Origin of the sequence: Kocuria rhizophila, assembly GCF_003667225.1 — a bacterium.
Classification (GTDB): Bacteria; Actinomycetota; Actinomycetes; order Actinomycetales; family Micrococcaceae; genus Kocuria; species Kocuria rhizophila.
Genome location: NZ_RCOM01000054.1, coordinates 1 through 17,609 on the forward strand (window position 1 = coordinate 1; position 17,609 = coordinate 17,609).

Sequence of the window (17,609 nt, forward strand, 5' to 3'; positions counted from 1 at the left end):
GCCCGGGATCGAGAACGAGCGGCTCGCACAGCAGTGCGTGGGCCGCTCGTTCTCGATCCCGGGCCGCCCACCTCCAGGGCCGCCCGCGCTGCGTCACCCACCAGGACACCCGAGCTGCAGGCCTTGGACTCCCGCCCGAGGGTGCCGGGACGATCGGGCGCGGGCGCACGGAGCAGGAGCGAGGCGGGCGACGGTCACGATTGCATCACAGGTGTTGCTATTGCAAACACCACGTCGCAGGGTGGAGGTGTTGGCAATCGCAGGTGATCCATCCGCAAGGTGAGAACCATGAACAGCCATAAGCTCAAGATCGTGACCGCAGCCGCCGTGGCCGTCCCGCTCCTCGTGGGGTGCGGGCAGGGCGGGGAGTCCGCCGAGGCGAGCAGCCCGGCCGCGTCGCAGACCCAGGCCGCAACGGCGTCGTCCGCACCGGCCAGTCCCGCCGCCACGACCGGCGGGGGCGACGCCGCCGGCTCGCCCGCAGCCAGCGCCGCGCCCTCCACGAGCGGAGCACCCGGCTCCGGTTCCGCTCTGCCGGCCGTGAAGGATCCGTGCGCCGGTGTCTGCGAGGAGACCGCCCGCGTGAAGGTCCAGCACCCCACGTTCGGTCCCATGGAGATCGTGTCCTACACGCTGACCACCGTGCCGGACACCGCCCCGCAGGGGAAGCGGCCCAGCTACGCCGTCTACCAGAACGGGCAGTCCGTGGGATACGCCTCCTCCCCGGAGAAGACCACCGCCGTCTCGTTCGGCGCCGAACCCATGATCGGCGACCAGCTGTGGGAGGTGGACCCCCAAGAGTCCCGTGGACAAGTACGGCAACGTCTACTTCTCGGACAGCATGGGTGTCACCGTGATCAGCCCCACGGAGAAGGGCTACGACTCCCACGGCACGCTGCCCGGGTCGGAGAAGTCTCAGTACCCGTTCGAGCAGGCTGGCGTGACGATCGACGCCGCCGGGGAACCCACCGTGACTCAGAAGGTCGTGGGCTCGGACGGCGTTCTCACCGGGGAGACCGTGCAGTGGACGTGGAACGGGTCCGCGTTCGTGGCCCAGAAGTAGCGCCCACACCCCTGGCAGGCAACGCCTGACCAGCGACAGGAGAGGAGCGGTCCCGCTGCGGCGGGTCCGCTCCTCTCGTCTGCCGGATCCCCGGTGGGCCGCCCCCTGCCCCGCGTCGGCTCGGGCGTCAGCGTTCCACGAGGATCCCGTCCTCGTCCGCCCACAGGGTCTTGCCGGGCCGGAAGGTCACGCCGCCGAAGTTGAGGATCACGTCCGTCTCTCCGAAGTCGTTGGGCGAGGACTTGCGGGGGTTGGTGCCCAGCGCCTTGACGCCGATCTCCAGGGTGCCGAGCTCCACACGGTCCCGCACGGGGGCGTTGATCACCAGTCCGGCCCAGCCGTTCTCCATGGCGGTGCGTGCCACGTTGTCCCCCAGCAGCGCGCAGTTCATGGAGCCCTGCCCGTCCACCACGAGCACCGCGCCCTCACCCGGGGTGGCCACCAGCTCCTTGACGTCCACGTTGGACTCGAAGCACCGCACCGTGCGGATGGGGCCGGTGAACTGGTGCACACCGCCCACCGAGATGAACTGGGTGGTCACGGACTGCAGCTCGTCACCGCGCTCGTCGTAGAGGTCGCACGTGGAGATGGTCATGGGACTGGCCTTTCGTCGCGGACGGGGCCGCGCGGCGTCGTCGCCCCCGGAGTGGCCCGGGTGCGATGGACCCGACGGCGCCCCGGAACGGAACACGCACGGGCCCGCGGACGGCAGGCTACGCGGCAGTAGGAATGTGATGGAGGTTACGCGAGGTCTTCGTCCAGTTCAACGGCGGGCGCGTGGCGCTGCAGGAACCGAAAGACCTCCGTCTCGTCCACTCCGGGGAACGCTCCGGCGGGCATGGCCGCGAGCATGTGGGTGGCCGGACGCGCCGAGGGCCAGGCCTGCCCCTCCCACTGGTCCGCGAGCGCCGGGGAGGGCTGCTGGCAGCACGCGGGGTCCGGGCACGTGGAGGTGCGCCGGTAGGAGGTGGCGCGGCCGCGGAACCACTTGACGTGCTCGTAGGGCACCCCGAAGGAGATGGAGAACTCGCCGTGCTCGGAGCCCTCCACGCGCGCCGAGCACCAGTACGTGCCGTGCGGGGTGTCCGTGTACTGGAAGTGGGACAGCAACCTGTTGGTGCCCGAGAACGCCTGGCGGGCGGAGAAGAACCGGCACGCGCGCTGACCCTCAACGGCTCCGCTGTGGTCCGTGGGGAACTGCAGGCCGTCGTTCTGCCACGCCTTGTGGATGATCCCGGAGGAGTGCACCTTCTCGAAGTGCGTGGGGATGTCGAAGTGGTGGGTCATCAGGTTGGTCATCCGGTGCGCGGCGGTCTCGTGGGACACCGCGAACGCGTCCCGGAGGTCGTCCACGGACAGCTCCCGCTGGGACTTGGCGCGGGCCAGCAGGTCCACCGCCGAGGCCTCAGGAATCATCAGCGCCGCGGCAAAGTAGTTGGTCTCAACGCGCTGCTCCAGGAACTCGCCGTAGTCCGCGGGCCGGCGGTGCTCCAGCAGGTGGTGCCCCACAGCCTGCAGCAGCACGGACCACGGAGAGCCCGCCCCCGCGGAGGTGGGCAGGTAGAACCGCCGGTTGCGCAGGTCCGTCACGGAGCGCGTGGAGTGCGGCAGGTCCGGGACCTGGTGGATCTCGAAGCCCACGTGCTCCACGAGCCGGGAGATGTGGTGCTCGGACAGCGGCCCGCCCGTGTGCTTGATCGCGGCCAGCAGCTCCGCGGCCATGGTCTCGATGCGCTCGAAGTAGTTGTTCACGCCCTGCATCCGCGCGCGCAGCTGGGTGTTGGCGCGCCGGGCCTCCTCCGGGGTGGCGGCCTGCTCCTCCAGGCGCTGGCCGAGCTGCTGCTGCAGGGCCGCGAGCGCCTCGAGGGTCTCGGTACTCATCCCCGGACCCACGCGCACGGTGGGCAGCCCGAGGGCCGCGTACATGGGCCCGCGCTGCACCCGCTCCACCTGGATCTCCAGCTCCATGCGGCGGGACGGCGCCTTGGACCCGAGCAGCTGCTCCACACCCATGTCCAGCGCACCGGCCAGGGCCGAGAGGGTGCTGAGCTTGGGCTCGCGCTTGCCGTTCTCGATCAGGGACAGCGCACTGGGTGCCATTCCCACGGTGCGCGCGAGCTCCTCCAGGGTGATCCGCAGCCGCTTGCGGCGGTACCGGATCCGGCGCCCCAGCACGATCGGGTCCGTGGGGTCCCCCGCCTCCTCCGGCGGCACCGGGGACGGCGTCCGGGCGCCCGCACCGGTTCCCGCTCCGGTGCGTGAGCCCCGCAGGGCGTCGCGGCCCCCGGAGGACGACGCCGCCGCGCCGGGTACCGCGCGTCCGGCACCGCTGCCGTCACGGCCGGCAGCGGCCGCCGAGGGGGTCCGCGACCCCGCGGTGCCGCGCGCGGCGGGGGTCGTCCCCCCGGCGGTGTCCGCGGGGGTGCGACCGGTGGCGGAGGGGGAGGGAGCGGCGTCGACGGTGCGGCGCCGCCTGCGGGGGCCTGTGGTCGGGGTCATACCCCGAGTTTAGAACCAATTTTCTCAGGCGTGAAGAAATGCGGTTCTTCACTCGGAAAACCCCTTTTCAGGGGTGCAGATCGCGGCAAAAGTAGAACTCATCAAGTTACCCGGGCGAAACTTCCCCGTACCGCCCGGACGACCGATCGAAGGAGACCGAGATGAGCACCGAGAACAGCAACCTCCGCAGCGCCGCCGAGCTGGCCCGCGACTGGGAGGAGAACCCCCGCTGGGCGGGCGTGACCCGTGACTACGCCCCCGAGGAGGTCCTGCGTCTGCAGGGCTCCTTTCGAGAAGAGCACACCAACGCCCGGCGCGGCGCGGAGCGACTCTGGAACCTGCTCAACTCGGAGGATTACATCAATGCTCTGGGCGCTCTGACCGGCAACCAGGCGGTCCAGCAGGTCAAGGCCGGGCTCAAGGCCATCTATCTCTCCGGCTGGCAGGTGGCCGGTGACGCCAACCTGGCGGGCCAGACCTACCCGGACCAGTCCCTCTACCCCGCGAACTCCGTTCCGCAGGTGGTGCGCCGGATCAACAACGCGCTCAAGCGCGCGGACCAGATCGAGCACGCCGAGGACGTCCACACCGTGGAGAACTGGATGGCGCCGATCGTCGCGGACGCGGAGGCCGGCTTCGGCGGACCGCTCAACGCGTTCGAGCTCATGAAGTCCATGATCGATGCGGGCGCGGCCGGCGTGCACTGGGAGGACCAGCTGGCCTCCGAGAAGAAGTGCGGCCACCTGGGCGGCAAGGTGCTGATCCCCACCCAGCAGCATGTGCGCACCCTCAACGCGGCACGCCTGGCGGCGGACGTGGAGGACGTCCCCAGCATCATCATCGCCCGCACGGACGCCGAGGCCGCCACGCTGATCACCTCGGACGTGGACGAGCAGGACGCCGAGTTCATCACCGGCGAGCGCACCGCGGAGGGCTTCTACAAGGTCCGCAACGGCATCGAGCCCTGCATCGCCCGCGCCAAGGCGTACGCCCCGTACTCGGACCTCATCTGGATGGAGACCGGCACGCCCGACCTCGAGCTCGCCAAGCAGTTCGCGGAGGCCGTCCACGAGGAGTTCCCGGACCAGATGCTGGCGTACAACTGCTCGCCGTCCTTCAACTGGAAGAAGCACCTGGACGACGACACCATCGCCAAGTTCCAGCGCGAGCTCGCCGCCATGGGCTACCGCTTCCAGTTCATCACCCTGGCGGGCTTCCACGCCCTGAACTACTCCATGTTCGACCTGGCCCACGGCTACGCCCGCAACCAGATGAGCGCCTACGTGGACCTGCAGGAGCGCGAGTTCGCCGCCGAGGAGCGCGGCTACACCGCCACCAAGCACCAGCGCGAGGTGGGCACCGGCTACTTCGACCTGGTGTCCCAGGTGGTCAACCCGAACTCCTCGACCATCGCTCTCAAGGGCTCCACCGAGAGCGCCCAGTTCTGAGCCGCCCAGCGGCCACGGACTGAACCGGACCCGCGGGGGTCGCAGCAGGTCATTGGGGCCTTTGACTTCGCACCCCGACCCCCGCGTTCACCCCGTCCGCACCGAGGGGCTCCTCAGCCCTCCCGCGGACGACGAACCGCCCCGGCACCGCAACCCTGCGGCGCCGGGGCGGCTCTGTGCGTGCAGGCGCGCCGCCCCGGGCCGGCGGCGACGACCGGCTGCGGCCGGGAACTGCCCACGGTGACCCGCCGGCCGCCCCAGGTCCCGCGCGCACTCTGAGCCACAGCTCAGGAGCTCGGCGCGTCCTTGAGGAAGTTGGTGATCCGCACCGTGCACAGCCGGCGGCCGGTGTCGATGTGCGTGATGACCACCTCGTGGCTGGTCATGGTGCGGCCCAGGCGAATGGCCGTGGCCACCCCGCGCACACGGCCGCTCGTGGCGGAGGCGTGGTGGGTGGCGTTGATGTCCACACCCACGGCCACCTTGCCCATGGTGGAGCCGTGGATCACCGCGGCCCACGAGCCCAGCATCTCCCCGAGCGCCACGGACGCACCGCCGTGCAGCAGCCCCAGCGACTGCCGGTTGCCCTCCACGGGCATGGTGGCCACGATCCGCTCGGCGGACTGCTCCTCCACCTCCACGCCCATCTTCCGGTCCAGCTCGCCCAGCTCGATGCTCCAGGGGTCGAACGCCCTGCCCTTCTGCCCGTCCGACGACGCCGCGCGCCGCTCGTTCTCCACGCGTGCGTCCGCGGGGGTGGGGTCCTCGTGCATGTCTGCTCCTCGTGTCGTGGGGGCACGACGCCGTCCGGGTGCGCTCGCTGCGCACGGCGGCCGAGCGGCGTCGTGGGCCGGGCGGGCCCGTGCTGCCGCGGGCGGCGGCCCAGTGCGGTCCTGAACCGGCGGTCCCGTGGTGCCGTGAGGCGTGGGCCCGGGTGACGGCCATGGTGTGCCTGTGTGACCTAGGTTATCCTGGGGGCAATACTGACCGATCGTTCGGCTAACGGCCGCGACAGTCCGGAGGACCCCGCGTGAGCACCCAGAACCAGGCAACCGACACCTCGCAGCCGCAGATCCTGCCCAGCTTCGTCAAGGGTGAGTGGTGGCGCCCGGAGGACCCGCAGAAGGTCGCGGACGTGCGCAACGCCGCCACCGGCGAGCTCGTGGCGCGCGTGAGCACGGACGGGATCGACACCGCCGGTGCCGTGGAGTACGCCCGCACCGTGGGCCAGGCCTCCCTGGGGACCCTGCGGATCCACGACCGCGCGCTGATCCTCAAGCAGCTGGCCCAGTACCTCGGGGAGCACAAGGAGGAGCTGTACGAGATCTCCTACGCCACGGGTGCCACGGCCAAGGACCACCTGATCGACATCGACGGCGGCATCGGCACCCTGTTCACCTTCTCCTCCAAGGGCCGCCGCGAGCTGCCCAATGCGAACGTGATCGTGGACGGTGCCGTGGAGCAGCTCTCCCGGGACGGCTCGTTCCTGGGCGAGCACGTGTACACGCGGCTGCCCGGTGTGGCCGTGCAGATCAACGCGTTCAACTTCCCCGTGTGGGGCATGCTCGAGAAGTTCGCGCCCGCGTTCATCGCGGGAGTGCCCACCATCGTGAAGCCCGCGACCCCCACGGGGTACGTGACCGAGGCGTGCGTGCGGCTCATGCTGGACTCCGGGCTGCTGCCCGAGGGCTCCCTGCAGCTGGTCTCCGGCTCCGCCCGGGACCTGCTGGACCACCTGGACGCCCGCGACCACGTGGCGTTCACCGGATCCGCCGCCACCGCGCAGTCCCTGCGGGCGCACAGCCACGTGCAGGAGAAGGGCGTGCGCTTCACCGCGGAGACGGACTCCCTCAACGCCGCCATCATGGCGCCGGACGTCACTGAGGGCTCCCCCGAGTTCGGGGCGTTCGTGAAGTCCGTGGTCCTGGAGATCACCGCCAAGGCCGGGCAGAAGTGCACGGCCGTCCGCCGCGTGATCGTGCCCCAGGCCATCAAGCCCGCCGTGGTTGCCGCGTTGAAAGAGCGCGCCGCGCAGCGCGCCGTCGTGGGCGATCCCCGGAATCCCGCGACCACCGTGGGACCGCTCGCGTCCGAGGACCAGGCGTCCGAGGTGCTGCGCTCCGTGCGCACCCTGATCGACGCCGGCGCCACGGTGGAGCTGGGTGGACCCGAGGAGCTGTCCTCGGTGCCCCAGGACGGCGCGTTCTTCCCCGTCACCCTGCTCTCGTTCGACGACGCCCGCACCCCCGCCGTGCACGAGGTCGAGGCGTTCGGCCCGGTCACCTCCGTGCTCGGCTACTCGGGTGACGTGGCGGACGCCGTGGAGATCGCCGCCCTGGGCGGCGGTTCCCTGGTGGCCACCGTGTGCACCCACTCCCCCGAGCTCGCCGCGCAGTTCGCGTCCAGAATCGGTGCGCACCACGGGCGCGTGCTGTTCCTGGACCGCGACGACGCCAGGACCTCCACCGGGCACGGCTCGCCCGTGCCCCACCTGGTGCACGGCGGACCCGGCCGTGCCGGCGGTGGCGAGGAGCTGGGCGGCGTGCGCGCCGTGAAGCACTACATGCAGCGCACCGCCGTGCAGGGCTCCCCGGACCTGCTCACCGGGATCACCGGTCAGTGGCACTGGGGCGCCACCGCGAACACCGTGACCCGCGAGGACGTGGAGAACGGCACGGGCGAGCACCCCTTCCGCAAGTCCCTTGAGACCCTGCGGATCGGGGACCAGTTCGTCTCGGACCTGCGCACCGTGAAGCTCGAGGACATCCTGGAGTTCGCGGAGAAGACCGGTGACACCTTCTACGCGCACACGGACGAGGAGGCCGCCACGGCCAACCCGTTCTTCCCGCGCCGCGTGGCCCACGGCTACCTGCTGGTCTCCTGGGCCGCCGGACTGTTCGTGGAGCCCGCCCCGGGGCCCGTGCTCGCCAACTACGGGCTGGAGAACCTGCGCTTCATCACCCCGGTGACCTACGACGACGCCATCCGTGTGACCCTGACCGCCAAGAAGATCACCCCGCGTGTGACGGACGAGTACGGCGAAGTGGCGTGGGATGCCCGGCTGACCAACCAGAAGGACGAGATCGTGGCCACCTACGACGTCCTGACCCTGGTGGCCAAGCAGTGGCCCGTGCCGGAGGCCTGAGCCCCGGCGCAGGTTCCGCCGACACCCCGGACCGCACCTGAACGTTGAGGCCCCGCGACGACGCGTCGCGGGGCCTCGGTGTGTGCCGACGGCCGTCGCGCGTGCACTGCCGGGCAGCGTTCCTGGCGGGCTGGCCCGCTCAGCGCATGATCGCGAGCGTGGTGCAGCCCAGGTCCGCGGTGGGGCGGAAGCCCAGGGAGCGGTAGAGCTTCACCACGTGACGGTTCCAGAGGGGATCGTCCGTGGTGATGTAGACCTGGCGGATGTGCGCTGTCTCGGCCAGCACCTCGGTGAGCAGCGCGCGTCCGATGCCCTGGCGCTGGTGCGCCGGGTGCACCAGAAGGTCCTGGATGTAGGCAACCGTCACACCGTCGCCCACGACCCGGACCAGGCCCACCAGCTCCCCCGCGTCCCATGCGGAGATGACCAGCCACGCGTTGCGGATCATGGGCCCGAAGTCCTCGGGGCGCCGCGTGTAGGAGCTCCACCCCACGGCGTCGTACAGACCGATCAGCTCGGCGGGGTCGAAATCTCGGGAACGGGAGATGTCCATGAGCTCACCCTAGGCGGGTGCGGGCACCTGCCCTCGGTGGGAGCGCCGGCTACGCCCGCAGGCCCGCGAAGACCATGGTCACCACGGTCGCGGCCAGCTGGTCCACCGTCCCGGAGCGCCCGGGCTGGTACCAGTCCACGATCGAGTTGACCATCCCCAGCATGAGGCGCGGCGCGGACTTCCCGGAGATGTCCGAGCGCAGCTCGCCCAGCTCCTGGGCCTCACGCACCAGGTCCTCCAGGTTGCGGGTCAGGGTACGACGCCGCTGCAGCGCCGCCTCCTCGACCTCCGAGTTCCCGCGCAGCCGCAGCAGCAGCGTCACGTAGGGCATCTGCGCCACGAGCACCCGCACGGAGCCGTCGAGGATCCGCTCGAGCTTGACCACGGGACCGCTGTCGCTCGCGAGCACCTCCGCGAACACCGCCTCGAGGGCGTCCAGGGCGCGGTCCAGGGCCTGCCCCAGGATCTCCTCCTTGGACTCCACGTGGTGGTAGATCGCGGACTTGGAGATCCCCAGGTGCTTGGACAGCATCCCCATGGACGTGGCGTCGTAGCCGTAGCGGTTGAACACGTCCACGCACACGGCCAGCAGGGTCTCGCGGTCGTAGCCGGGACGGCCGCGCCGGGGTGCGGCAGCGGCGTCGTCGGCGGTGGTGCGTTCGGGGGACATGGGCGTGGGCCTCGATCTTCCGGGGGACGGGATGTTCAGGTTACCGGTTCGTCACCTGGCTCCCGCCCCCACGGAGGACCGGCGGCAGGGCGGAGAACTACTTGTCGCGACGGTCGTACACGCGGCGCAGCTTGCCCGAGGAGCGCTCCAGGGTACCGGGCTCCGCGATGTCGATGGCCGCGCTGGAGCCGATTTTGGTCTTGATCTCGTGCTGCAGCACGCGCCCGGCCTCCTGGGCCTCCTCCACCGTGGCGTCCTCGCGGCGCTCGATGTGGATGGTCATCTGGTCCATGCGGTGAGGCCGGGTGATCTCCAGCGTGAAGTGCGGGGACAGCGCCGGGATCTTCAGCGCGAGCTCCTCGATCTGGGACGGGAACAGGTTCACGCCGCGCAGGATGATCATGTCGTCCGAGCGCCCCGTGATGCGGCCCATGCGGCGGTGCCCGGGGCGCGCGGTGCCCGGGAGCAGGCGGGTGAGGTCGTGGGTGCGGTAGCGGATGATCGGCAGCGCCTGCTTGGTCAGCGCTGTGAACACCAGCTCACCGGGGCGGCCCGTGGGCAGCACGGTGTCGTCGAACGGGTCGATGATCTCCGGGCGGAAGTGGTCCTCCCAGATGTGCGAGCCGTCCTTGGTCTCGAAGGACTCGCCGGCCACGCCGGGGCCCATGACCTCGGACAGCCCGTAGATGTCGCACGCGGTGATGTCGAAGGTCTTCTCGATCTCGTGGCGCATCTCCTCGGTCCACGGCTCCGCGCCCAGCACGGCGTGCTTGAGGGACGTCTCCCGCGGGTCGAAGCCCAGCTTGCGGAACCCGTCCGCGATCGTGAGCAGGTAGGTGGGCGTGGAGAGGATGGCCTCGGGCTCGAAGTCCCGGATCAGCTGCACCTGCTTCTCGGTCTGCCCGCCGGACATCGGGATCACCGCGCACCCCAGGCGCTCGGCGCCGTAGTGGGCGCCCAGGCCGCCGGTGAACAGGCCGTAGCCGTACGCGTTGTGCACCTTGTCCCCGGGCTTGATCCCGGACATCCGGAAGCAGCGGGCCACCAGGGAGCCCCACGTGAGGAGGTCCTCCTCGGTGTAGGCCACCACGGTGGGCTGACCGGTGGTGCCCGAGGACGCGTGGATCCGGCGGATCTCGGACATGGGCGTGGCGAAAGACTTGAACGGGTAGGCCTTCCGCAGGAACTCCTTGTCCGTGTACGGGAACTTGGCCAGGTCCTCCAGATCGCGGAAGTCGTCCGGGTGCACACCGTGCTCGTCGAAGAGCTCCTTGTACGCCGGGACGTTCTCGTACGCGTAGTGCAGGGTCCAGTTCAGCCGCTCGGTCTGCAGGGCCTCGATCTGGTCCCGGCTCATCAGCTCCTCGGGATCCGGCTGGGACGGATCCTGCGAGGCCTCGGGCCGGTACGGGTTGGGGACGGAGCACGACGTCATGGAATTCACGCTTTCTGGCGAAGGGGCACGGTGCGGCTGCGGCCGCGGAACTGGGCGATCACGTCCCCGTCCTGGGTGGTGACGGTGATGTCGCACAGGCCGCTGCGTCCGGTGGTGGCGATCTGGCGGCCCTCCGCCACCAGGGTCTGCCCGGGCTGTGCGGAGCTGAGGAAGTTGATGTCCACGCCCTGCGCCACCGTCATGGAGGTGCCGCCAGGGTCGGGGTCGTTGCAGGTCATGGCGAAGCAGGAGTCGGCCAGGGCGAAGATCATGCCGCCGTGGGCGATCCCGAAGCCGTTGAGCATCTCGTCACGCACGAGCATGGAGATCACGCAGTGGCCAGGATCCGCACGCTGCACGGTGATGCCCAGCCACTCGGAGGCCCGATCCCCCGTGAGCACCGGATGATGTGGCACCGGGGAGCTCCTTTCGATTTTCAGAACGATCGGTCAGTAGACAACCGCGAATTGTGACGTGTGTCAACAAGTCTGCGCTCCGTTGCAGCGCCGCCACCGTTGACGCACCCCCTGACCGAGGGCGAAAAATGTGTTGACGGCCACACCGGGGGTCTATATTCTGAACGAGCGGTCAGTTATTATCGTCGGCAGCGTACAGAGTTCATCCTCCGCTCCCATCTCACCCGTGAACCGAGGACACACCATGACTGAGCAGACCACCACTGCGGACCAGGCGGCCACCACCGCCGAGCAGCAGCACTTCGACCACCTCATCAGCGAGGACTCCCGCGTGGAGCCCCGCGACTGGATGCCCGAGGCCTACCGGAAGAGCCTGACCCGCCAGGTCTCCCAGCACGCGCACTCCGAGATCATCGGCATGCAGCCGGAGGCCAACTGGATCACCCGCGCCCCGAGCCTCAAGCGCAAGGCCGTGCTGATGGCCAAGGTCCAGGACGAGGCCGGCCACGGGCTGTACCTCTACTCCGCCGCGGAGACCCTGGGCACCCCGCGCTCCGTGCTCAATGAGCAGCTGCTCAGCGGCAAGGCCAAGTACTCCTCGATCTTCAACTACCCGGCCCGCACGTGGGCCGACATGGGTGCGATCGGCTGGCTCGTGGACGGCGCCGCCATCTGCAACCAGGTCCCGCTGTGTCGCGCCTCCTACGGCCCCTACGGCCGCGCGATGGTGCGCATCTGCAAGGAGGAGTCCTTCCACCAGCGCCAGGGCTGGGAGATCCTCTATGAGCTCTCCCACGGCACCGAGGCCCAGAAGCAGATGGCGCAGGACGCCGTGAACCGCTTCTACGGCCCTGCCCTGCAGATGTTTGGCCCCCCGGACGCCGACTCCCCCAACTCCCAGCAGTCCATGGAGTGGAACATCAAGCGCTTCTCCAACGACGAGCTGCGCCAGCGCTTCGTGGACATGATCGTCCCGCAGGCCGAGGCCCTGGGCCTGACCCTGCCGGACCCGGACCTGAAGTGGAACGAGGAGCGCGGGCACTACGACTACGGCCAGCTGGACTGGAACGAGTTCATGTCCGTGATCAAGGGCTCCGGGCCCTGCAACGTCCAGCGCATGAAGCGCCGCCGCGAGGCGCACGCCAACGGCGCGTGGGTGCGCGAGGCCGCCGAGGCCTACGCCCAGCGGCAGGCGCGCGAGGCCGCGGAGGCTGCGGCAGCGGCGTCGTCGGCCGAGGCGAACGAGGACTTCACCGTCATGGCGGGGCGCGGCTCCGCCGAGCTGATCGGAGCGTGAGCATGAGCGAGAACCAGAACGGCAACTGGCCCCTGTGGGAGGTCTTCGTGCGCTCCTCGCGCGGGCTGTCCCACGTGCACGCGGGCTCGCTGCACGCCCCGGACGCCACCATGGCCGTGCGCAACGCGCGTGACCTCTACACGCGGCGCAACGAGGGCACGAGCGTGTGGGTGGTCCCCGCGGACGCGATCACCGCCTCGGACCCGGACTCCAAGGGCGGCTACTTCGAGTCCGCGCAGGGCAAGAGCTACCGCCACGCCACGTACTACACCAAGAGCGAAGGGGTGAAGCACCTGTGAGCGCCTTCGCCTCCCACGACTCCGCCACCAAGCAGTCCGCGGGCGTCGCCATCACCGCCGAGGACATTGCGGAGACCGGCGGCAGGGCTCCCGAGGCCGTGGCCCAGTACGCGCTGCGGCTCGGCGACGACGCCCTGATGCTCTCCCAGCGTCTGGGCTGGTGGATCTCGCGGGCACCCGAGCTCGAGGAGGACATCGCGCTGGGCAACATCGCGCTGGACCTCATCGGCCACGCGCGCTTCCTGCTGACCTACGCGGGTTCCGCGTGGGGAAAGACCGAGGACGAGCTCGCATACTTCCGCGACGAGGAGGAGTTCCGCTCCGTGCGCCTCGTGGAGCAGGAGAACGGGGACTTCGGGCAGACCATCGCGCGTCAGCTGCTGTTCTCCTTCTACCAGTACGAGCTCTACTCCGCGCTGCAGTCCTCCACGGACCAGACCCTGGCCGCCATCGCGGACAAGGCCCTCAAGGAGGTGGAGTACCACCAGGACCACGCGGCCCAGTGGATCCTGCGCCTGGGCCTCGGCACCGAGGAGTCCAAGCGGCGCATCCAGGACGGGCTCTACTACATGTGGCCCTACCTGGACGAGCTGTTCGCGGACGAGCCGCTGCACGACGAGCTGGAGGGCGTGGCCGTGCGCCCCTCCACGCTGCGCGAGCGGACCATGGACCGCGTGACCGCGCTGCTGGCCGAGGCCGAGCTCGAGGTCCCCAACGTGGCCCAGGCCCGGCTGTCCGCGGAGCCCCGCGACGGCGCCTACTCCGAGTACCGCGGGTACATCCTCGCCGAGATGCAGTGGCTCGCCCGCCAGCATCCCGGCGCCACGTGGTGAGTTCCGTGTTCTCCCGCGTTCCGCCCCGTTCCCTGCCGCCCACCGGTGGCGTGGCGCCCCGTGAAGTCCCCCTGGGGCCCTCGCGGCGCCCGGACGACCCGGCCGACGCCGCCCTGTGGGACGTCGCGGCCACCGTGTGCGACCCCGAGATCCCCGTGCTCACGCTCGAGGACCTCGGGGTGCTGCGGGACGCCGTGGCCGGGGAGGACGAGACGGTGGTGGTCATCACCCCCACCTACTCCGGGTGCCCCGCCATGGACACCATGGCCGCGGACCTCGAGGCGGCCGTGACCGCCGCCGGCTACGAGAACGTGCGCGTGGTGCAGGTGCTGCGCCCGGCGTGGACCACGGACTGGATGTCCGCCGAGGGCCGCGCCAAGCTCAACGAGTACGGCATCGCACCGCCCACCGGGCGCACTGCCGCCGGTCACAACTCCGGGCCCGTGCGGTTGAGCCTGGCCGTGAAGTGCCCGCGCTGCGAGTCCCTGCGCACCCACGAGATGACCCGCTTCGGGTCCACGTCCTGCAAGGCCCTGTGGGTCTGCGACGACTGCAAAGAACCCTTCGACTACTTCAAGGTGCACTGATCATGAGCGAAACCGCGGACACCTCCACGCTGGAGGACGCCACCGAAGCCAGCGCGGGCGGCGGCAAGCGCCGTGCCGTGTTCAACACCCTCACGGTCTCCGAGGTGCGCAAGCTGACCTCCGACTCCGTGGAGGTCACGTTCGACGTGCCCGAGGACCTCGTGGCGGACTACGACTACCTCCCGGGTCAGTACGTGGCCATCCGCGCGCAGATCAACGGCCACGAGGTGCGCCGGTCCTACTCCATCTGCGCCGACCCCACCCCCGGTGAGATCCGCGTGGCCATCAAGAAGGACATGGGCGGCGTGTTCTCCACGTGGGCCAACGAGCAGCTGGCCGCCGGTGACACCCTGGACGTGATGAACCCGCAGGGCGCGTTCACCTCCAAGGTCAACATCACCTCCATGAACGATCCCGAGAAACTGGCCGAGAAGGAGGTGGCCAAGAAGCGCAACGTGCACCTGGTGGCCTTCGCCGCCGGTTCCGGGATCACCCCCATCATGGCGATCGCCCGCGCCCTGCTGCGCGCCTCGGACACCGCCCAGATGGACGTGATCTACGCGAACCGCTCCTCCATGGACGTGATGTTCGCCGAAGAGCTGGGTGACCTCAAGGACAAGTACCCCGCGCGCCTGGCCGTGCACCACGTGCTGTCCCGCGAGCAGCGGATCTCGCCGCTGATGTCCGGGCGGATCGACCACGACAAGCTCGAGGAGCTGCTGGACCGCGTGATCCAGGTGGACTCCGCGGACGAGTGGTTCCTGTGCGGCCCGTTCGAGCTCGTGCAGCTGTGCCGGGACGTCCTCAAGGAGCGAGGCGTGGACGAGTCCCGCGTCCGCTTCGAGCTGTTCACCACGGGCAAGCCCACCGCTCCCCAGGGCCAGCAGGGCCGCCCGGTCGTGGCGGACCCCAAGGGCGAGAACTACACAATCGTCTTCAACCTGGACGGCACCTCCGCCCAGGTGGAATCCCCCAAGTCCGCCGCGGAGACCGTGCTCAACGCCGCTCTGCGCGTGCGCCCGGACGTCCCCTTCGCGTGCGCGGGTGGGGTGTGCGGCACCTGCCGCGCCAAGGTCACCAAGGGCGAGTTCGAGATGGACGAGAACTTCGCGCTCGAGAAGGACGAGGTGGACGCCGGCTACGTGCTCACGTGCCAGACCCGCCCCACCTCGGACGAGCTGCGCGTGGACTTCGACGCCTGACCCACTCCCCTGACGACGACGCCGCGCTGGGCCCCAGGCGGCGTCGTCGCCGTACCTGCCGGCTCGCGTGGGGCGCGCACCGTGCGGACGCGGCGCGCATGCGGCGGCGCGGTGCCGGTGCGTGGGCCCTCTGAGTCGGAACGACGCCGCCCTGTCAGCCAGCGCCCACCGCACCCCGCCGAGACCCCAACCCCGAGGAGAACACCGTGATCGACCTGGCCATCGAGGACGAGATCGCCCACGTGGTGCTCAACGCACCCGAGAAGATGAACTCGCTGGACGAGTCCGCGCTGCACGAGCTGACGGATGCCTACACCGAGGCGGAGGCGGCCGGTGTCCGGGCGCTGCTGCTCACGGGTGAGGGCAGGGGTTTCTGCGCGGGCCGGGACATCTCCGGGGTGGATCCTGCCACGGACGACACCGAGGGCTACCTCACCGGGACCCTCCAGCCGTTGCTGCAGCGGATGTCCGCGTTCCCCGCGCCCACGTTCGCGGCGGTGCAGGGCGCGTGCCTGGGCGTGGGGCTGGGCCTGGCGATCGCCACGGACGTGGTCTACGTGGCGGAGAACGCCAAGATCGGCTCACCCTTCGCGAACCTGGGCGCCACGCTGGACTCCGGCGGGCACGCGCTGTTCACCGAGCGGCTCGGCGCCCACCGCACGCTGGACCTCATCTACACCGCGGAGCTCATGAGCGGCGCGGAGGCCGTGGCGTCCGGGCTGTTCTCCCGCGCGGTGCCCGTGGAGGAGCTCATGGACTTCACGCTCACGCGGGTGCGCCGTGCCGCCGGCGGGGCCACGCAGGCGTTCGTGGCGTCCAAGGAGCTCGTGGCGCAGATCCGGGACCAGCGGATCGGGCTGTGGGAGTCCATGGCCGCGGAGAACGCCGCGCAGACCGCGCTGTGCGCCACCGCCGACTACCGCGAAGGCTTCAAGGCGTTCCAGGAGAAGCGGAAGCCCGAGTTCACCGGCAAGGGCTGAGTGCGGGCCACCCCCGAAACGCCCCCGGAGCAGGCCCGGGCACCCCTGGACGCCCGGTGCATGTGCTCCGTTAGTGCATACATTGAGCGCCCATTCTGCATCTACTCCGCTGATGCACGCCGTGTGCGGTGGCGCGGGCGCGCGCACCGGGGTCTTCCCCGTGCCCTACGCTGAACCCCATGGCCGCCACCCGAGACAGTGAGACCGCACGGCGTTCCTCGGGGCGCACGGACCAGCCCCTCGAGGACGAGCTGGTCGAGGAGTTCAAGAACACCGTCCAGGAGGGCACGGACCGGTTGCACCGCACGTGGCGGGCGCTGATCGTCACGGGGCTGTTCGGCGGGATCGACGTGGGGCTCGGGATCATGGCCATGCTCGCCGTCATGGACGCCACCGGCTCCAAGCTGCTGGCCGGAACGGCGTTCGGCATCGGTCTGCTGGCCCTGCGCCTGGCCCACTCGGAGCTGTTCACGGAGGACTTCCTGCTGCCCATCAACGCGGTGGTGGCCGGCCACGGCTCGTGGTGGGCGCTGCTGCGGCTGTGGGTCGTGACCCTGGTGACCAACCTGGTGGGCGGGTGGGCGTTCATGTGGGTGGTGGTTGCCGCGTTCCCCGATTTCTCCACCACGCTCGTGGAGGTGGCCACCGGGTACGTCTCGGACGGGTTCGGCACGGAGACCGTGTGCCTCGCCCTGCTGGCCGGTTCCACCATCACCCTGATGACGCGAATGCAGCAGGGCACCAACAGCGACATGATGACCGCCGTGATCTCCCTGATCGGCGGTTTCCTGGTGGTGGGCCTCGGCATGCTCCATGGTGCCCTGAACTCGATCGTGATCTTCGGAGCCATGCACGCCGGCTGGGACTACTCCTACCTGGACTGGCTCGGGTGGTTCGCGTGGGTCATCCCGTTCAACATGCTGGGCGGACTCGTGATCATCTCGCTGCCCCGCCTGGTCCGCACGTGGGAGCTGCTCATGGCCGAACGCCGCGGAGAGAAGATCTCGGATGCGGAGCCCGCGGACGCCTGACGCGGCCACGGCTCGTGACCTCCGCGGTCGGACCACCCCCGGCAGCGCCGACCCGATCCCAGCACCCGGCACCCGGCACCCAGGTTAAGTGCAGCTTTTGCCACATTTCGCGCTCTGTGTGGCAAAAGCTGCACTTAATCCCGTTCGGCTG

The 17,609-nt window shown here is 70.0% G+C and carries 17 protein-coding genes; 10 read left to right on the top strand and 7 right to left on the bottom strand.

Going from position 1 to position 17,609, the window contains the following annotated elements:
- Positions 1 to 805 precede the first annotated feature (805 nt).
- Positions 806 to 1,063: a hypothetical protein gene (locus tag D9R02_RS12285; RefSeq protein WP_259463931.1), complete on the top strand. Its 258-nt coding sequence runs from the start codon at positions 806 to 808 to the stop codon at positions 1,061 to 1,063.
- A 127-nt stretch (positions 1,064 to 1,190) separates the two neighbouring features.
- On the opposite strand, the gene rraA is transcribed toward D9R02_RS12285, so the two are convergent.
- Entirely contained in the window at positions 1,191 to 1,658 is a 468-nt protein-coding gene (gene rraA, locus D9R02_RS08170) for a ribonuclease E activity regulator RraA (RefSeq protein WP_102614022.1), read from the bottom strand.
- A 146-nt stretch (positions 1,659 to 1,804) separates the two neighbouring features.
- On the bottom strand, positions 1,805 to 3,277 hold the full coding sequence (locus D9R02_RS08175) for a helix-turn-helix domain-containing protein (protein ID WP_019309854.1): 1,473 nt from the start codon (positions 3,275 to 3,277) through the stop codon (positions 1,805 to 1,807).
- Between the two features lie 446 nt (positions 3,278 to 3,723).
- Here D9R02_RS08175 and aceA point away from each other — a divergent pair, with 446 nt between their 5' ends.
- Entirely contained in the window at positions 3,724 to 5,010 is a 1,287-nt protein-coding gene (gene aceA / locus D9R02_RS08180) for an isocitrate lyase (protein ID WP_102614021.1), read from the top strand.
- A 287-nt stretch (positions 5,011 to 5,297) separates the two neighbouring features.
- On the opposite strand, the gene D9R02_RS08185 is transcribed toward aceA, so the two are convergent.
- The gene (locus D9R02_RS08185) at positions 5,298 to 5,783 is read right to left on the bottom strand and encodes a hotdog fold thioesterase (RefSeq protein ID WP_199717481.1); all 486 of its coding nucleotides are present in this window, start codon (positions 5,781 to 5,783) and stop codon (positions 5,298 to 5,300) included.
- 257 nt (positions 5,784 to 6,040) lie between these two features.
- Here D9R02_RS08185 and paaZ point away from each other — a divergent pair, with 257 nt between their 5' ends.
- Positions 6,041 to 8,155, top strand: coding sequence for a phenylacetic acid degradation bifunctional protein PaaZ (gene paaZ / locus D9R02_RS08190; protein WP_121566712.1), 2,115 nt, complete (start codon positions 6,041 to 6,043; stop codon positions 8,153 to 8,155).
- Positions 8,156 to 8,294: 139 nt separating this feature from the next.
- Here paaZ and D9R02_RS08195 read toward each other — a convergent pair whose 3' ends face one another.
- From D9R02_RS08195 to D9R02_RS08210, 4 genes are all read right to left on the bottom strand, one after another.
- Positions 8,295 to 8,708, bottom strand: coding sequence for a GNAT family N-acetyltransferase (locus D9R02_RS08195; RefSeq protein WP_070637030.1), 414 nt, complete (start codon positions 8,706 to 8,708; stop codon positions 8,295 to 8,297).
- A gap of 49 nt (positions 8,709 to 8,757) precedes the next feature.
- Positions 8,758 to 9,378, bottom strand: a complete 621-nt coding sequence (locus tag D9R02_RS08200) for a TetR/AcrR family transcriptional regulator (RefSeq protein WP_070637031.1) — start codon at positions 9,376 to 9,378, stop codon at positions 8,758 to 8,760.
- 97 nt (positions 9,379 to 9,475) lie between these two features.
- Positions 9,476 to 10,813 carry a phenylacetate--CoA ligase family protein gene (locus D9R02_RS08205; protein WP_029603175.1) on the bottom strand — a complete coding sequence of 446 codons (1,338 nt, stop codon included), beginning with the start codon at positions 10,811 to 10,813 and terminating at the stop codon, positions 9,476 to 9,478.
- A 5-nt stretch (positions 10,814 to 10,818) separates the two neighbouring features.
- The gene (locus tag D9R02_RS08210; protein WP_121566714.1) at positions 10,819 to 11,229 is read right to left on the bottom strand and encodes a PaaI family thioesterase; all 411 of its coding nucleotides are present in this window, start codon (positions 11,227 to 11,229) and stop codon (positions 10,819 to 10,821) included.
- Between the two features lie 244 nt (positions 11,230 to 11,473).
- On the opposite strand from D9R02_RS08210, the gene paaA reads away from it, so the two are divergent.
- The 7 genes from paaA to D9R02_RS08245 all read left to right on the top strand — a co-directional run bounded on the left by paaA (position 11,474) and on the right by D9R02_RS08245 (position 17,458).
- Entirely contained in the window at positions 11,474 to 12,526 is a 1,053-nt protein-coding gene (gene paaA, locus D9R02_RS08215; RefSeq protein WP_102614017.1) for a 1,2-phenylacetyl-CoA epoxidase subunit PaaA, read from the top strand.
- A gap of 2 nt (positions 12,527 to 12,528) precedes the next feature.
- Complete coding sequence (gene paaB / locus D9R02_RS08220) at positions 12,529 to 12,825, top strand: 1,2-phenylacetyl-CoA epoxidase subunit PaaB (protein ID WP_012397288.1); 297 nt, start codon at positions 12,529 to 12,531, stop codon at positions 12,823 to 12,825.
- The gene (gene paaC / locus D9R02_RS08225) at positions 12,822 to 13,658 is read left to right on the top strand and encodes a 1,2-phenylacetyl-CoA epoxidase subunit PaaC (RefSeq protein ID WP_102614016.1); all 837 of its coding nucleotides are present in this window, start codon (positions 12,822 to 12,824) and stop codon (positions 13,656 to 13,658) included. Before paaB ends, paaC begins: the two co-directional genes overlap by 4 nt.
- Positions 13,659 to 13,708: 50 nt before the next feature.
- On the top strand, positions 13,709 to 14,245 hold the full coding sequence (paaD, locus tag D9R02_RS08230; protein WP_082019307.1) for a 1,2-phenylacetyl-CoA epoxidase subunit PaaD: 537 nt from the start codon (positions 13,709 to 13,711) through the stop codon (positions 14,243 to 14,245).
- A gap of 2 nt (positions 14,246 to 14,247) precedes the next feature.
- Entirely contained in the window at positions 14,248 to 15,447 is a 1,200-nt protein-coding gene (gene paaE, locus D9R02_RS08235) for a 1,2-phenylacetyl-CoA epoxidase subunit PaaE (RefSeq protein WP_102614015.1), read from the top strand.
- A 206-nt stretch (positions 15,448 to 15,653) separates the two neighbouring features.
- Positions 15,654 to 16,427 (top strand): enoyl-CoA hydratase/isomerase family protein, encoded by a 774-nt coding sequence (locus tag D9R02_RS08240; protein ID WP_121566715.1) that lies wholly within the window; start codon positions 15,654 to 15,656, stop codon positions 16,425 to 16,427.
- A gap of 179 nt (positions 16,428 to 16,606) precedes the next feature.
- Positions 16,607 to 17,458, top strand: coding sequence for a formate/nitrite transporter family protein (locus tag D9R02_RS08245; RefSeq protein WP_102614014.1), 852 nt, complete (start codon positions 16,607 to 16,609; stop codon positions 17,456 to 17,458).
- The last annotated feature ends 151 nt before the right edge of the window (positions 17,459 to 17,609 follow it).

Coding starts and splice junctions, on each gene's coding strand:
- D9R02_RS08245 (WP_102614014.1), top strand. CDS start 16,607: ATGGCCGCCACCCGAGACAGTGAGACCGCACGGCGTTCCTCGGGGCGC.
- D9R02_RS08195 (WP_070637030.1), bottom strand. CDS start 8,708: ATGGACATCTCCCGTTCCCGAGATTTCGACCCCGCCGAGCTGATCGGT.
- aceA (WP_102614021.1), top strand. CDS start 3,724: ATGAGCACCGAGAACAGCAACCTCCGCAGCGCCGCCGAGCTGGCCCGC.
- paaA (WP_102614017.1), top strand. CDS start 11,474: ATGACTGAGCAGACCACCACTGCGGACCAGGCGGCCACCACCGCCGAG.
- D9R02_RS08200 (WP_070637031.1), bottom strand. CDS start 9,378: ATGTCCCCCGAACGCACCACCGCCGACGACGCCGCTGCCGCACCCCGG.
- paaB (WP_012397288.1), top strand. CDS start 12,529: ATGAGCGAGAACCAGAACGGCAACTGGCCCCTGTGGGAGGTCTTCGTG.
- D9R02_RS08185 (WP_199717481.1), bottom strand. CDS start 5,783: ATGCACGAGGACCCCACCCCCGCGGACGCACGCGTGGAGAACGAGCGG.
- D9R02_RS08205 (WP_029603175.1), bottom strand. CDS start 10,813: ATGACGTCGTGCTCCGTCCCCAACCCGTACCGGCCCGAGGCCTCGCAG.
- rraA (WP_102614022.1), bottom strand. CDS start 1,658: ATGACCATCTCCACGTGCGACCTCTACGACGAGCGCGGTGACGAGCTG.
- paaE (WP_102614015.1), top strand. CDS start 14,248: ATGAGCGAAACCGCGGACACCTCCACGCTGGAGGACGCCACCGAAGCC.